Source organism: Pedococcus sp. P2_D7, assembly GCF_056404295.1.
Genome location: NZ_JBFUEH010000004.1, coordinates 65,032 through 80,309 on the forward strand (window position 1 = coordinate 65,032; position 15,278 = coordinate 80,309).

Here is a 15,278-nt window from a genome sequence, read left to right on the forward strand (position 1 = left end):
ATGCACGGCATCATGAACTAGAACTGTTGTTTTAGTTCCGCACGATGAAGACTCTCCGCAGCGCCCGCCACAGCGGTGGGACGTCGAGAGGAGACACGGTGCCCGACACGACCACGAACGTTCGCCGCAGGACGGTCGGAGACGATGCTCCGGACATCACCCTCCCGGACGTCGATGGCACCACGGTCAGCACGAAGTACTCCGCCAACGTGGCCACCGTTGTCGTCTTCACCTCGAACGGGTGTCCCTACGCCCTCGCGTGGCACGACCGCATCCAGCAGGTCGGTGCCGACTACGGGACCCGCGGAGTTCAGGTCGTCCAGGTCGTGAGCAACGACGACCAGCTCCAGCCCAAGGACTCCATCGAGGGTATGCGCCACCGCATCGAGGCCGGCGAGGTCACCGGCGTCTACCTCAAGGACGTGCAGCAGTCGGTCACGGCTTCCTTCGGCGCCACGGCAACGCCCGAGGTGTTCGTCGTCGACAGCGATGGGCTCATCCGCTACCACGGCGCGCCCGACGCAGACCACGATGACCCGACCCAGAATGCCCAGTTCGTGCGGGATGCCCTCGAGAACGTGCTGGCCAGCGAGCCTGTCCAGCGACCCTCCACCTCGCCGGCGGGCTGCTCGGTCAAGTGGCGCGTCGACCTGCTCTGGTACGACGGCTGTCCCAGTCACGGCGCCGCCGAGATCCTCCTGACCGAGTGCCTCGCCGAGATCGGTCGCACCGACGTCCGCCTGGAGCGGGTCCAGGTCACCTCTCCCGAACAGGCAACCAGCCGATCCTTTCCCGGGTCTCCCACGTTCCAGGTGGGCGGCACCGATCTGTTCGCCGTCGATGCTCCGTCGGCCCTCGCCTGCCGGACCTACCAGCGATCAGATGGCCGCGTCTCCCCGCTCCCGGCCAAGGACGACCTCGTCGCACAGCTTCGCGAAGCGCTCGCCCGACCGTGGGACCTGCCCGGCTGGCGCGACTTCCGCAAGGCCTCCAGCGGCAACGCTGGCGCCTGAGACCACATCCCCGAGGAGTCCTCAATGTCGCGGAACTTCCCCTCACGCGTCGACATCGCCATCGTCGGAAGCGGGCCGTCCGGTGCGGCCTACGCGCGCGTCCTGAGCGAACTGCGTCCGGACCTCGATCTCGTCACCTTCGAAGTGGGACCCCTTCTGGCGGACACGCCCGGGCTCCATGTCAAGAACATCGTCGACGCCGAGGAAAGGACGGCCGCGCAGCGTCGCTCAGAAGGCCTGGTCGACCCGGACGCCGAGGACCGGCGGCTTCGTCGAGCCGGCACCTATCTGCTTCCCGACGGCTTCCAACAGCCGGGCGAGCACGGCATACCTTCGTTGGCGATGTCGAGCAATGTCGGGGGGATGGGGGCGCACTGGACCGCAGCGTGCCCGAGGCCCGGCGACAGTGAGGTCATCGGGTTCATCGACAACCTCGACGAGCTCCTCGATGAAGCAGAGCGCCTCCTCGGGGTGTCCGCCCACGCCTTCGACGGCGCTCCCTTCGCCAACGAAGTGCGAGCACGGCTTGGCAGCATCTTCGACGATTCGCGCCCGACGGGTCGCAAGGTCCAGCCCATGCCATTGGCGGTGCAGACCCACGGTGACGGCCGGGTGACCTGGTCGGGATCTGACGTTGTCTACGGCGACGCCACGCGGTCCAACCCGCGACACAGCCTCTTCCCCGAAGCGCAGGTTCGTGTGCTTCGGCTGGAGGACGGTTCCGTGTCAGGTGTCGTGGTCCGCGACCTCCAGGACGATGCCGAACACTACGTGGCGGCCGGTCAGGTCGTCGTGGCCGCTGATGCGGTCCGAACCCCACAGCTCCTGTGGGCGTCGGGAATCCGCCCTCGCGCGCTGGGTCGCTACCTGAACGACCAGTCCCAGGTCATCTTCGCGGCACGGCTGCGTGACGTCGGCGCGGGTCGGGGTGAGCAGGGCGCGGAGCCCGGGAAGCCCTCGATCGCCCGCCAGAGCGGGGTGAGCTGGGTTCCGTTCACCGACGCTGAACCCTTCCACGGCCAGGTCATGCAGCTGGACGCGTCGCCGGTGCCCCTGGCCACCGATGACGCTGTGGAGCCGGGCAGTATCGTCGGCCTCGGCTGGTTCTGTGCCAAGGAGCTCCAGGAGACCGATCGCCTCGAGTTCGACGACGACCGGACCGACGCGTACGGGATGCCGGCGATCAGGGTCCACTACACGCTGACGGACGGCGACCGCGCGGCTCTGGACCGTGCGCGCGAGACGGTCAAGCGAGCGGCGGCGGCCCTTGGCGACCCTCTCGACGCCGAACCGATCACCCTGCCGGCGGGGGCGTCCCTCCACTACCAGGGCACCGTGCGGATGGGCTTGGCCGATGACGGCACCTCGGTGTGCGACTCATTGTCGAGAGTCTGGGGTGTCGAGGGTCTGAGGGTCGCCGGCAACGGTGTCATCCCCACGTCCACCGCATGCAACCCGACGCTGACGTCCGTTGCCCTGGCCGTGGCCGGCGCACGCGACATCGCGACGACCTACCCGAAGCAGGAAGGCCAACTGCAATGACCGACAACCAGGATCGGCCAGCACTGCGCGTGGCCATGGTGGGATACGCCTTCATGGGCGCTGCCCATTCCCAGGCGTGGCGAACGGCCCCCCGTGTGTTCGATCTCCCCCTCGCCCCTGAGATGACCGTGCTCGTCGGTCGCGACGAGGGCCGGCTCAGCGCGGCCGCCGAGAGGATGGGCTGGTCGTCGACCGAGACCGACTGGCGACGCGTCCTTGACCGCGACGACATCGATCTGGTCGACATCTGCACGCCGGGCGACACCCACGCGGAGATCGCCATCGCCGCGCTGCGGGCCGGCAAGCACGTGCTGTGCGAGAAGCCGATGGCCAACTCCGTCGACGAGGCCGAGCGGATGGCCGTCTCGGCGCGCGAGGCTCGCGAGCGCGGAGTGCGGTCCATGGTCGGCTTCACCTACCGCCGGGTGCCGGCGATCGCCCTGGCCAAGCGGCTCGTCGAGCAGGGACGCATCGGCGAGGTTCGTCACGTGCGAGCCCAGTACCTGCAGGACTGGATCGCCGACCCGGAGGCCCCGTTGTCCTGGCGACTGGACAAGGAGAAGGCCGGTTCCGGAGCGCTTGGTGACATCGGCGCTCACGCGCTCGACCTGGCGCAGTACCTGACCGGCGACACGGTCGTCGAGGTCTCGGGAAACCTTCGAACCTTCGTGGCCGAGCGCCCGGTCGCGAGCGAGCACGCCGGACTGTCCGGCACCGCATCGACGGAGCGCGGACCGGTGACCGTCGACGACGCAGCGAGCTTCCTGGCCACGTTCTCCAACGGCGCCATGGGCGTGTTCGAAGCCACCCGCTTCGCCTACGGGCGCAAGAACGCCCTGCGGATCGAGGTCAACGGGTCCAAGGGAAGTCTCGCCTTCGACTTCGAGGACATGAACGTCCTGGAGTTCTTCGATGCGGGCGAGCCGTCCGACACCGCCGGCTTCCGCCGGATCCTCGCCACCGAGCCGGACCATCCCTACCTCGCGGCCTGGTGGCCACCGGGGCACGGCCTCGGCTATGAGCACGGCTTCAGCCACCAGGTCGTCGACCTGGTGTCCGCCATCGCCGCAGGGAGTGACCCCACACCCTCGTTCGACGAGGGCCTCCAAGTGCAGCGTGTCCTCGACGCCGTCGAGACCAGCTCCGCCTCGCGGACCTGGCAGACCGTCCCCGCCTGAGATCGGAAGGAACCACCATGCCTCGCCCCGTCACCCTCTTCACCGGCCAGTGGGCCGACCTGCCCTTCGAAGAGGTCGCGCGCCTAGCCTCCGAATGGGGCTACGACGGCCTCGAGATCGCCTGCTGGGGGGACCACCTCGACCCTTGGAGGGCCGCAGACGACGACGACTACGTCCAGGCCAAGCTCGACCTCCTGGCCAAGTACAACCTCAAGGTGTTTGCGATCTCCAACCACCTCACAGGGCAAGCCGTGTGCGACGACCCGATCGACGCCCGGCACCAGGGCATTCTCTCGTCCCGGGTCTGGGGCGATGGTGACGCCGAGGGTGTGCGACAGCGCGCTGCCGAGGAGATGAAGATGACGGCCCGCGCGGCTCAGCGGCTGGGGGTCTCCACTGTCATCGGGTTCACCGGTTCGGCGATCTGGAAGTACGTCGCGATGTTCCCGCCCGCGTCGGCCGAGATGGTGGACGCCGGCTACCAGGACTTCGCCGACCGGTGGAACCCGATCCTCGACGTCTTCGACGAGTGTGGGGTCCGGTTTGCGCACGAGGTGCACCCCTCGGAGATCGCCTACGACTACTGGACGACGGTCCGCACCCTCGAGGCCATCGGCCACCGTGAGGCATTCGGTCTCAACTGGGACCCGAGCCACTTCGTCTGGCAGGACCTCGACCCGGTGGGCTTCCTGTGGGACTTCAAGGACCGGATCTACCACGTCGACTGCAAGGACGCCAAGCGCCTGGTGGGCAACGGCCGCAACGGACGTCTCGGGTCCCACCTCCCTTGGGCAGACCCCCGTCGCGGCTGGGACTTCGTGTCCACGGGTCACGGTGACGTGCCGTGGGAGCAGTGCTTCCGGATGCTCAACACCATCGGCTACGACGGACCCATCTCCGTCGAGTGGGAGGACGCAGGGATGGATCGCCTCGTCGGTGCTCCCGAGGCGCTGGAATTTGTGCGCCGACTCGCCTTCGACGCGCCCTCAGCCTCGTTCGACGCAGCCTTCTCGTCGGGGGAGTGACCATGATCTCCACCATCCGGCAGGCAGTCCTGACCGCAGAGTTCGACGAGCGCCAGCTCACCTCGCTGCTCGTCAACGCCGGCCCGTCCGCGGGACCTGCCGCGCTCGGAGTCGTCATCGGCAACATCGTCAGCTCCATCCGCCGTGATCGCAAGGAGCTCCGCCACTGGCTGGCGGGCGCGGGGGAGATTCCCGCATGAGCAGCGGCCAGCGCAAGGTCATCGTCATCGGATCGGGACCGACGGGAGCGGTGTACGCCCGTCGTCTGCTGGAGCGAAACGAGTCGGTCTCGGTGTTGATGGTCGAGGCCGGTCCGGCCCTGACCGAGCCCCTCGGCATGAACGTGCGCAACATTGCGGACAAGGCGGAGCAGACGGCAGCCAAGCTTGCTTCGCAAGGGCCTGCGTCCGGTCGCGCGGGGATGGCCGGTATCCCGACGGGCGGAATGGAGGGCACGGTCACCGCTCGGCAGGGGACACACCTGGTTGGTCGCGCGGCTGGAGGCAGCGCAGGTATGCCGGCTGCTGCGGCTGCGACGTGTGTGGGAGGTCAAGGGGCCCACTGGACGTGCGCAACCCCACGGCCGGTAGGCACCGAGCGCATCGACTTCCTCGAAGGGGAGCTGGACGGCCTGCTCGACGAGGCGGAGCGTCTCCTGCACACCACCCACGAGGCCTTCAGCGGTGCGCCGCAGGCCACAGCACTCCTGGACCTGGTCACGGGCGAGTTCGCCGAGGACGGTCTGCTCGTCCAACCGCTGCCCGTTGCCGGCGACCCTCGCGCCGACGGTTCGATGCGCTGGTCTGGCACGGATGTGGTGCTGGGGGAGCTCGCAACACCAGGTGCGAAAAGGGATCGCTTCGAACTCCGGACAGGGACCCTTGCCGTACGCCTCGTTGTCGAGGACGGTGCGGTCGTGGGCGCCATCCTGCGCGACCTCGCCACCGGAGCGGAATCCGAGGAACGGGCCGACGAGGTCGTCGTTGCCGCGGACGCGCTGCGCACCCCTCAGTTGCTGTGGGCGTCGGGGATCAGGCCCGAGGCCCTCGGTCGGTACCTGACCGAGCACCCGCTCATCTTCGGTGTCGTGGCCGTCAAGGAAGGGCTGCTCCCGCCGGTCGGTGCAACTGCTGTTCCGGTGGACCCGGTTCGAGTGGTGGTGGGGATTCGCTTTGACCAGGAGCTCCACCCCTTCCACGCACAACTCATCTACAGCCCGGTCTGCCCCATTCCGCTCCCGCCGGACAGCCCGTTCACCGGCAACTCAGGAGGCTATGTCGGCATGGGCTGGGGGGTCCGGAAATGGCCGCGGGCAGAGGACCGACTTCTGTTCGTCGACGATGAGCCCGACGAGTTCCAGCTGCCGGGTATCAGGATCGCCTACGAGGTCACTCAACGCGAAGAGGCGGAACTCGACCACGCGCGGGAGTTCCTCGCCCGCGCGGCAGGCGCCTTGGGAACCTTCATCGACGGGATGCCCGTCGTGATGCCACCAGGAAGCTCCCTGCACTACATGGGCACGGTTCGCATGGGGGCGCACGACGACGGCACCAGCGTTTGTGACCCCGATTCGCGGGTCTGGGGCGTGCCCGGGCTCGTCCTGGCGGGCAACGGCCTGATTCCGACCGCGAACTCCTGCAACCCGACGCTGACCAGCGTCGCGCTCGCCGTGCGCGGAGCCGACGCCCTGGCCGATCGGCTCGCAAGCACCCAAACCCCAGCACAGAGGGAAGAGGCACGATGACCACCATTGACGACACCACCCTGCTCCAGCGCCTGACGGAGCTGGAGGCCCGAGTGGGGGGCGCCGAGCTCGAAGCCGTGCGCGCTGCTGACCGCGGTGCGGTGGAGAACGTGTTCAACCGCTACATGCACTTCCACAATGCGTACGAGGACGAGCGGATCATCGACGAGCTCTGGGCCAAACCGGGGACCGAAGGGATCCGGTCCCGCTACAACAATGTCGGGGAGTACTCGACGTACGAGTCGGTCACGGCCTACCACCGCGGACGTCCACGGCCGGTCGGCAAGCTCTTGTTCCACTACACGACTACCCCCGTGGTCGAGGTCTCCTCCGACGGCACCACCGCCAAGGGCATCTGGATCATGGCCGGCCTGGAGTCCGGGCTGATGGACCCCGAGATCGCCAAGGAAGCCCCGCCGTACGTGTTCTCCGGCGGCGAGGTCGACGGTAAGCCAGTCTGGGCCCACTGGGTGTGGTGCAAGTACGGCGTCGACTTCATCAAGCAGGACGGCGAGTGGCGGATCTGGCACTTCCGTTGCTACGAGGTGGCGAGAGCGCCGTTCAACCGCGACTGGATCAGCTTCGCGAAGGACAACCAGCACAGCCACGACTCGCAGCTCGCCTGGTTCGGGGACGACGGCAAGCCGGTCTTCCTCCCCGCGGTCGACGGCCCGATCGTGACGCAGAAGTACGAGCCGTACGCGAACGACACCGCCCAGAAGCTCGACCCGGAGCCGCCACGCCCGTACGGCACGTTCGAGGACACGTTCCGGTGAACCGCCTCGACTCCCTCTCGGTCAACCTGGAGTACATGTTCCACGAGGCCGGAGAAGACCTTGCCTCCAGGGTGCGGGCTGCATCCCGGGCCGGGTTCACCAAGGCCGAGATCTTCTGGACCCACGACAAGGACCTCGACGCCCTGGAGGCTGCCCTGGACGAGACCGGGGTCCAGCTGTGGACGGTGCTCGTCGACCCGCGGACCACTCGGCTCGTCCTCGAGGACACCCACGAGGGCTTCCTCGACGACGTCCGACGCACTGTCGCGGACGCGGTCAGGCTCAATTGTCCGCACGTCGTCGTGGGGTCGGGCCCTGCCGTTCCCTACCTCAAGCGACCCGTCCAGATCGGGATCATGACGGAGGCCGTCGCCCGCGCCGCAGAGATCGCGGCCGATGCCGACGTCACGCTCCTCGTGGAGGCCGTCAACACCCGGATGGACCACCCGGGCGTGCTGACCAGCATGACGTCCGACTCCGTGGCCGTCGTCCGTGGGGTCGACTCGCCGCATGCCCGTGTCCTCTACGACCTCTACCACTCGGTCGTCGAAGGCGAGGACCCGAACGTCGTGCTTCCTGAGGTCATCGACGTGGTCGCCCACGTGCAGATCGCGGATGCCCCCGGTAGGGGGGAGCCGGGAAGCGGCGCCATCGACTGGCCGGCTGCCTTCGCGCTGCTCGACCAGGTCGGGTATGCCGGCGCGGTCGGAGTCGAGTGCTACCCGACCATCGCGTCGACGGCCGATGCGCTCAGCTACCTGCGACAGGTAGCCGAAGGCGAACAGGTCCCAGCGCGATGACGCAACAGGATGGCGCGGGCGGGCGACGCATCAAGTGGAGCTACATGGACCACTGGCGCAGCAACGGTCCGTCCGGACCGGTGGACCAGTGGCATTCGGCAAAGACCATGTCTGCGTTCCTCAGGCAGGTCAAGGCAACCGGCTTCGACGCGATCGACACGTTCGACTTCCGCATCTGGCAGATGTATGGCGACTACGGCGGTCCCGCGAAGTACCAGGAGATGGTCCAGGACCACGGCCTCGAGCGCATCGTCAACACCTTCCACGCGGCTGACTACGACACCCGCAACTACGCTCCCCACCTGGCGGAGACACACGAGCACATCCTCGAGGACTTCCGCGTCACGATGGGGCGCTGGTCGGAGATCCAGCTCGACAACATCATCGTCATGCCCGCAACGCTGTACTACGACATGGAGCCGATCACCGAGGACAAGCTGAAGACCACTGCGGAGCTGTGGAACAAGGTCGGCGAGATCACCGCCAGCCACGGTGTGCGCCTCACCTGCCACCACGAGTTCTTCTGCGGGATCCAGAGCGAGTCGGACATCGACACCTTCTACTCGTACACGGACCCGCAACACGTCTCCCTCTTCGTCGACACCGCCCAGCACTGCATTGCCGGCGTCGACCCGGTCGCCCTCTACAACAGGCACGCAGACCGGGTCAGCGGCTTCCACTTCAAGGACACCCACCACGTTGCGGTGGGCGACGACCATCGACACCGGCCGGACTCCGAGATCATGGCGCCGACGACGTCGAAGTGGTTCTACGAGATGGGCACGCCGCAGGGCAGGGTGGACTTCGAGTCGATGATGACTGCAGTCAGGGACAACGAGTACGAGGGCTGGATCTCGGTCGAGCACGACAAGGCCAACAAGCAAGGCGGCGACTACTCCGAGAGCACCGCCGTCTCCCGCTGGTACGCACGCAATGTCCTGGAACGGATCTACTCATGAGTGGGATCAGGTGGGCCTACGCCATCAACCAGTGGAAGCCGCAGTTCGACGACTTCGTCCGCCGCGAGGAGCACGAGCGCGCTCTCAAGACCATCTCCATCGCCGGCTTCGAAGGGGTCGAGCTCACGGCCGGCACCGGGCGCTGGGAACCGCTGGGCAACCCCCAGCAGCTCACTGCCAACTTCGGGTCCGTGGCTGGTCTCCGGGACTTCCTGGACGACTGTGCCATCGACGCCGTCTCCAGCTGGTACTGGGATCCACAGGAACGCTCTATGGAGCACCTGACCGGCCCTTTGTCACCCCTCGTCGACGCGGACGTTCCCGTCATCGTCGAACGAGCGGAGTGGTTCGCAGAGGCGTTGGCCGAGCTCGGCGGATCGATCCTGCTGGTGCGGCCCGTCCCGGGCGCCGGCGACACCGACCCTCTCGACGACGCCGCGCTCACCCGGCTGGCGCAGTGCTGGGAAGCGGTCGGCGCCGCCACGGCGAGGCACGGCATACGGACGGCGCTGCACGTCGACTTCCTGTCCGCCCTCCGTCGGGGAGATGCGCTCGACAGGCTGCTGGAGCTCACCGACGCCGAGCTCGTCGGGCTCGTCGTCGACACCGGCGAGCTCACCGTCGCGGGCCTGGATCCCATCGCGGTCATCGAGAAGCACCAGGGGCGTGTCGTCCACGTGCAGTTCAAGGACGCCCTGGCTGTCGACGAGGACGAGGAGTACCTGGCGCCCCACGCGCACTGGACGGTCCGGGTGCGAGGTGGCGAACGCGAGGTTCCGCGATGGTTCGCCGAGCCCGGGGCCGACGGTGGCCTGGTCGACTTCGCGGCAGTCACGCGAGCCCTGATCCACACCGGGTACTCGGGCTGGGTCGTCGTCGAGAGTGACCAGAGCCCGCACCCGGCCGCCAGCACCCTGCTGGCCGGGTACCTCGTGCAGCGTGAGCTGCGGCCGATGGTCGAGGGGAAGCGAGCCGCCGATGCCTGAGCGACCCGACGGCATACCCAGCCGTGCCGCCACTGACACGTCGCGCGTTCGCGCGTCCAACGAAAGGCTCAACCATGTACCAGCTGTCTCCTAACATCGAACTGCTCTTCACCGAAGCGGGTGAGCACCCTGACCGGGTGCGCGCCGCGGCGGCAGCCGGCTTCGACGCCGTGGAGATGTGGGGCACGTCCACCGTCGACGTCGATGCGCTCGGCAAGGCGCTGACCGAGACCGGCCTCAGCCTCACCTCGGTGCTCGCCGAGCCGCGCACGAACTTCGCGTTGCCCTGGGAGACGCTTGACGCGTTCTTCGAAGGGCTGGACAGGGGAGTCGAGCACGCCCGCGCGCTCGGGTGCCCCCGGATCGTCCTCGGGTCGGGGGTGGGGTTCCCGGGCCAGAAGCGGGTGCAGAACCTGGCCCGCCTCGTCGAGGTCTTCTCCCAGGCCGTCGAACGGACCAACGGCTCAGGGGTGAAGCTGGTTCTCGAGCCGGTGAACACCCGTGTCGACCACCCGGGGGCACTGACCGACCGAACGGCGGATGCCATCACCGTCGCCCGCGGGGTGGACTCCGACTCGTTCGGGATCTTGTACGACATGTACCACTCGATCACCGAAGGCGAGGACCCCGCGGTCGAGCTCGCCAACGCTGGCCGCCTCGTGGACTACGTGCAGATCGCGGACGCTCCCGGTCGAGGAGAGCCCGGAAGCGGCGAGGTCGACTGGGCAGCGCAGCTGGCCGTGCTCCGTAGCTCCGGATATGGCGGACCCATCGGACTCGAGTACTTCCCGACCGTGGCCTCCGAGGAATCGGTCAGGCACATCAAGTCCATCGCTGCAGACGCGTGACGACGCCAGCCCCATCAAGGAGGTACGCATGACGCTCGAAGCCAGTGTGCTCCGACCCGATGCCGTCCGGGCCACCCCTGACGGCGTTGAGGTCGATGTCCATCTCCCGTGGTACCGATCCCTCCCGTTGTCCTGTCTCGAGGACATCAGCCTGCGGCTCGGGGATGACGACGTCGACCGGGCGGATCTCAGGATCCGCCATGACGGGCGGGACCTCACCCTCGACGAGCTCGCAGAGCTCGTGGACGAGCAGTGGTTCGTCCAGGACGCCTTGCAGGTCCTGGTCGGCAACCGGTCTGGCGTCGCCGGCGAGACGCTCGACGTCGAGATAACCCTCGCCACCCGTATCCCGTACATCGTCATCGGCCCGCAGACTGCGCTCGTGCAGCGAACCCGTGTCGGGCGAAAGGTCGTGGTCCAATGAGCATCGTTCTCGGAGTCACCCTCTACTCGATGACCAACGAGTGGCTGGCGGGGCGCTTCACCCTGCCGGAGCTGGTCGACGAGGTGGGCAGGCGCGGACTGGGTCCAGGCTTGGAGCTGATCGGTTTCCAGAGCCTGCGTGGCTTTCCCGGCAAGGTCGACAAGGCTGACCTGAAGGCGCTCAGGGACGCCCTCGATCGCAACCAGCTGAGGCCCACCTCCTTGGCATCGAATGCCGATGTGGCCCGTCGTGGCTCGGCCTGGATGGACACCGACGAGAGTGTCGAGTACATGCGGCCGCAGATCGAGCTCGCCGGAGAGCTCGGGTTCCCCGTCGTCCGGACGCAGGTCGGTCTCACCCCACAGGTCCTGGAACGGCTCGAACCCATCGCTGCCAAGGCGAATGTCCATCTGGGCATGGAGGTGCACGCGCCCGAGGGACCGAACACCCCGAAGGTCTTGGCCACGCGCGAGGCGTACGACCGGATCGGCTCGGAGCATCTTGGATTCGTGCCCGACTTCAGCTCGTGCATGCGCGCCATCCCGCCAGGCATGCTCGACAAGCTTCGTGGAGCAGGTCTGTCAGACGAAGGTGTCGACGCCCTGGTCCGCGCGTGGGAGTCCCCGGGGCCGCCATTCCAGCGGTACGGCGCCTTTGCCGAGGAGGCAAAGGGGCTTGGGGAGCCCGAACTGCCCGTGGGGCAGGCGAGGCTCGTCTTCACGATGTTCGGGCGAGAGAACCTTCAGGACTGGCGGGAGGTACTGCCTCAGGTCAGGCACGTCCATGGCAAGTTCTACGACGTGGATGACGACCTCACATCGCCGTCGATCGACTACCAGGCAATCCTCGACGTCTTCGCCGAAGCTGACCGTGAGATCACGATGTCGAGTGAGTGGGAGGGGCACGCGTACCTCGACCTGGAGGACCAGGACGCCTTCGACATGGTCGCCCGGCACCACGCCATGTGTCGTCGCATGATGGGTGGCTCGTAGGTGCGTCGCCGGATGTCGTGTTGATTTGAAAACCCCTGTAGGACAACGCGATTCGCTTCGCTTTGAAATCGATTGCGACATCAGTGTCAGTGATGTGGATGATCGCAAGTCCGGAGTTCCCAGCGCCGCCCCTGTTCTGTGACAGTGGCCACAACCACCCACATGTCTGGCCGCATCGAAGCGGCTGGCAGCTAGCCAGGAAGACCCTCATGACACCTCCGAACTCACGACGCGTCATCGCCGCCGCGCTCCCGGTCCTCCTCGGGGCCTTCGTGGCTGGCTGCAGCTCCTCGAACGGCTCGTCCGCCAACGCAGCTGAACCACAGTCGATCACCTTCTCGTACCAGATCGCCAACCCCAACGCCAAGAGCGTCTACCAGACCCTCGCGGAGCAGTACGTCGCTTCGCACAAGGGCGTCACGATCAAGACGAACCCGATCAACCTCGCGTCGTACAACCAGACGCTCACCACGCAGCTCACGGCCGGAAGCGGACCGGACGTCTTCTTCATCAACGCCGGCAGTGGTCAGACCGCCTCCGTCGAGCCGCTGAAGAAGGCCAACAAGCTCCTGGACATCTCGGCCAACATCGACTCGAAGTTCATCCCGGAGAACGCCAAGAGCCTCTTCGTCTTCGATGGCAAGACGTATGCGGTCCCGGTCTACCTGGCGCCGGCCGGGCTCATCTACAACGACGTGGCCGCCAAGGAGGCCGGCGTCGTGCTGACCGGGACCTCGACGATGGACGACCTGATCGCACAGTGCGGCAAGGCACGTGACAAGGGCAAGGCGCTGCTCGCCGTCGCCGGCGCCATGTCGCCCAACACCGGCATCTTCACCACGGCAGTTGCGGCGTCGACGGTCTACGGCGTCGACCCTGAGTGGAACAACAAGCGAAAGGCCGGCCAGGTCAAGTTCGCCACCAGCGACGGCTGGCGCACTGCCCTCGAGACCGTCAAGAAGCTGTACGACCAGAAGTGCTTCCAGGACGGTGCTGCTGGTGCCGGGTTCGACGCGCTGACCAACGGCATGGGTCAGGGGAAAGTGTTTGGCTTTGCTGCCCCCGGTGGTGCCGCGAAGGACATCATGGACTCTACCCACGGAGCCGTGAAGCTGGTGGTCCTCCCGATGCCCGGCGCGGGGGTCGACACCTACCTGATGGCCGGCACGCCGGATGCTGTCGCCGGAAACGCCAAGACGAAGAGCCCCAAGCTGGTCAAGGACTTCCTCGCGTGGATGACGCAGCCCGCCCAGGCCAAGACAGCCGCAGAGGCTGCTGGTGACCTTCCGGTGGGCGACATCGACACGTCGGCCGTCCTGCCCCAGTACGACGGGATCAAGAGCATCCTCGACGCCAAGCACATCGCCAACTACCCGCAGCTCGACTGGCCCAACGGCGAGGTCTACGACGCGCTCGGGTCCGGAGTGACCGGCCTGCTCACGGGACAGAAGTCCGTGGACGACGTCCTGAAGGACCTCGACAAGGCCTGGGGCTGAGTCGAACCGCTGGCAGCAACCAACCGAGCCGGTGGGACAGTGACCTGTCCCACCGGCTCGTTGCTGTTCAGGTGATCTCGATGCCGGCAGTGATGAAGAGATCGCGGAACCACTTGTGCGCCGCGTCGTTGTCGTAGGTCGGGTGCCACCACATGGTCTCCACGAGCGGGTCCGCGGCGAAAGGTGGCGGCAGGACCCGTACCTCGCCCTTGCGCTCCAGGATCCGACCGAGTCGTTCCTGCACCACGGCGATCCGGTTGGTGCCGGCCACGAGACTGCCGAGAGTCAGGTAGTTCTCCGTCACCACCTCCACGTTCGGCTCGACGCCCTGCATCCTGAGCTGTTGGACCGAGGTCGTGAAGGCGGTGCGCTGGTGGAAGGTGACCGCCCAGGGGCGGTTGGCCAGGTCGTCCATCGTCAACTGCCTCGAGGCGGACTCGTCGTCGGCCGAGACGATGCAGACCCAGTCATCCTCATAGAGATCACGATGCGAAAGGCCCGTGAGGAAACCGTGTGGCATGACGATCAGGTCACGGGTGCGCATGGAGTCAGGCGCCGTGTCGACGATCTGAGGAGTGATCGAGTTGATGTGCAACCGGGAAGCAGGCGAGGCCGCGCGCAGCAATCGGGAAACGGTCGGCGCCAAGGCCTCCGTCGCATAGTCGGACATGACGACGGTGAACTCGCGATCGGCCGTGGCCGGGTCGAACTCGCCTTCGTTCGCGAAGAGGCGACCCACGGCACGAATCGCCGTGTGGGTCGGCTCGATCAGCTGCTGAGCCAGAGGGGTCAGCTCGTAGACGTTGCCGTTGCGGGTCAGCAGTTCGTCACGGAAGTGACGACGCAGCTTTCCCAGACTTGCGCTCATGGCCGGCTGGCTGAGACCCAGCCGGGCCGCTCCCCGGGTGACGCTTTGTTCTTCCAGGATGGCCTGCAGGGCCGGGAGCAGGTTGAGATCGACGTTGCGTGGCAAGGGTCAACACTCCAAGTTTGCTTGGCCGCAGTCGACGTTCACAAGTCGCACGGTACAGGCAGCATCTGGCCGTGCGCACCGAACACCGGCGACGAGCATGTCCGGCGCGGTACGCGCCCCGCCGGCTCAGTCCTGCAGGGTGAGGCGCTTGCGGTCACGACCCCCGCCGGGGACAGGCATGTACGAGATGCGCAGGCGGATTGCCACGTCGATGTCGTGAACTCCGGATGCGAGAGGCCGGTCGAGCGGGAAGGCAACGGTGGCGCGCTCGCCCATCTCCCAGCGGTCGTCCAGGACCGCCCCCAGGTCGGCGAACGGGTAGGTCTGGCCGTGGACAGTCAAGGTGGTGACCTGGGGGTCGACTGCTTCTCCGTCCACGCTCACGTCCACCGCCTCAACCATCGACAGGCCCAGCCCGCGGTAGTAGGGGAGGCGAACCTCGACCTGCGCACCTGGCTGGGGTGTCTTGGTGGGGCGAAGGCTGTCCTCGCAGATGATGTACTTGTCGAACATGGTGCCTAC

16 protein-coding genes are annotated in these 15,278 nt (G+C 67.0%); 14 read left to right on the forward strand and 2 right to left on the reverse strand.

Going from position 1 to position 15,278, the window contains the following annotated elements; all coding sequences use genetic code 11:
* Positions 1-98: 98 nt before the first annotated feature.
* The 14 genes from AC1DWJ_RS09395 (at position 99) to AC1DWJ_RS09460 (ending at position 13,783) form a co-directional block, all read left to right on the forward strand.
* On the forward strand, positions 99-1,013 hold the full coding sequence (locus AC1DWJ_RS09395; RefSeq protein WP_457253943.1) for a redoxin family protein: 915 nt from the start codon (positions 99-101) through the stop codon (positions 1,011-1,013).
* Positions 1,014-1,037: 24 nt separating this feature from the next.
* Positions 1,038-2,555 (forward strand): GMC oxidoreductase, encoded by a 1,518-nt coding sequence (locus tag AC1DWJ_RS09400; protein WP_477620650.1) that lies wholly within the window; start codon positions 1,038-1,040, stop codon positions 2,553-2,555.
* Complete coding sequence (locus AC1DWJ_RS09405; protein WP_457253941.1) at positions 2,552-3,733, forward strand: Gfo/Idh/MocA family protein; 1,182 nt, start codon at positions 2,552-2,554, stop codon at positions 3,731-3,733. The genes AC1DWJ_RS09400 and AC1DWJ_RS09405 overlap by 4 nt, the downstream gene beginning before the upstream one ends.
* Before the next feature lie 17 nt (positions 3,734-3,750).
* A complete protein-coding gene (locus AC1DWJ_RS09410) occupies positions 3,751-4,758 on the forward strand; it encodes a sugar phosphate isomerase/epimerase family protein (protein WP_457253940.1) in 1,008 nt (335 codons plus the stop codon).
* Between the two features lie 2 nt (positions 4,759-4,760).
* Positions 4,761-4,958: a hypothetical protein gene (locus AC1DWJ_RS09415; protein ID WP_457253939.1), complete on the forward strand. Its 198-nt coding sequence runs from the start codon at positions 4,761-4,763 to the stop codon at positions 4,956-4,958.
* On the forward strand, positions 4,955-6,502 hold the full coding sequence (locus AC1DWJ_RS09420) for a GMC oxidoreductase (RefSeq protein ID WP_477620651.1): 1,548 nt from the start codon (positions 4,955-4,957) through the stop codon (positions 6,500-6,502). Before AC1DWJ_RS09415 ends, AC1DWJ_RS09420 begins: the two co-directional genes overlap by 4 nt.
* Complete coding sequence (locus AC1DWJ_RS09425) at positions 6,499-7,278, forward strand: nuclear transport factor 2 family protein (RefSeq protein WP_457253937.1); 780 nt, start codon at positions 6,499-6,501, stop codon at positions 7,276-7,278. The genes AC1DWJ_RS09420 and AC1DWJ_RS09425 overlap by 4 nt, the downstream gene beginning before the upstream one ends.
* Positions 7,275-8,078: a TIM barrel protein gene (locus tag AC1DWJ_RS09430; protein WP_457253936.1), complete on the forward strand. Its 804-nt coding sequence runs from the start codon at positions 7,275-7,277 to the stop codon at positions 8,076-8,078. The genes AC1DWJ_RS09425 and AC1DWJ_RS09430 overlap by 4 nt, the downstream gene beginning before the upstream one ends.
* Before the next feature lie 107 nt (positions 8,079-8,185).
* Positions 8,186-9,037, forward strand: coding sequence for a sugar phosphate isomerase/epimerase family protein (locus tag AC1DWJ_RS09435; protein WP_477620652.1), 852 nt, complete (start codon positions 8,186-8,188; stop codon positions 9,035-9,037).
* Complete coding sequence (locus tag AC1DWJ_RS09440) at positions 9,034-10,023, forward strand: sugar phosphate isomerase/epimerase family protein (RefSeq protein ID WP_477620653.1); 990 nt, start codon at positions 9,034-9,036, stop codon at positions 10,021-10,023. The genes AC1DWJ_RS09435 and AC1DWJ_RS09440 overlap by 4 nt, the downstream gene beginning before the upstream one ends.
* A 74-nt stretch (positions 10,024-10,097) precedes the next feature.
* On the forward strand, positions 10,098-10,871 hold the full coding sequence (locus AC1DWJ_RS09445) for a TIM barrel protein (RefSeq protein ID WP_477620654.1): 774 nt from the start codon (positions 10,098-10,100) through the stop codon (positions 10,869-10,871).
* Positions 10,872-10,899: 28 nt separating this feature from the next.
* Positions 10,900-11,295 carry a C-glycoside deglycosidase beta subunit domain-containing protein gene (locus AC1DWJ_RS09450; RefSeq protein ID WP_477620655.1) on the forward strand — a complete coding sequence of 132 codons (396 nt, stop codon included), beginning with the start codon at positions 10,900-10,902 and terminating at the stop codon, positions 11,293-11,295.
* A gap of 29 nt (positions 11,296-11,324) precedes the next feature.
* A complete protein-coding gene (locus AC1DWJ_RS09455; protein ID WP_477620656.1) occupies positions 11,325-12,287 on the forward strand; it encodes a sugar phosphate isomerase/epimerase family protein in 963 nt (320 codons plus the stop codon).
* Positions 12,288-12,496: 209 nt separating this feature from the next.
* Positions 12,497-13,783, forward strand: a complete 1,287-nt coding sequence (locus AC1DWJ_RS09460; RefSeq protein WP_457253929.1) for an ABC transporter substrate-binding protein — start codon at positions 12,497-12,499, stop codon at positions 13,781-13,783.
* A 67-nt stretch (positions 13,784-13,850) separates the two neighbouring features.
* On the opposite strand, the gene AC1DWJ_RS09465 is transcribed toward AC1DWJ_RS09460, so the two are convergent.
* On the reverse strand, positions 13,851-14,756 hold the full coding sequence (locus AC1DWJ_RS09465) for a LysR family transcriptional regulator (RefSeq protein WP_457253928.1): 906 nt from the start codon (positions 14,754-14,756) through the stop codon (positions 13,851-13,853).
* 126 nt (positions 14,757-14,882) lie between these two features.
* Positions 14,883-15,269 (reverse strand): C-glycoside deglycosidase beta subunit domain-containing protein, encoded by a 387-nt coding sequence (locus AC1DWJ_RS09470; protein WP_457253927.1) that lies wholly within the window; start codon positions 15,267-15,269, stop codon positions 14,883-14,885.
* Positions 15,270-15,278 lie beyond the last annotated feature (9 nt).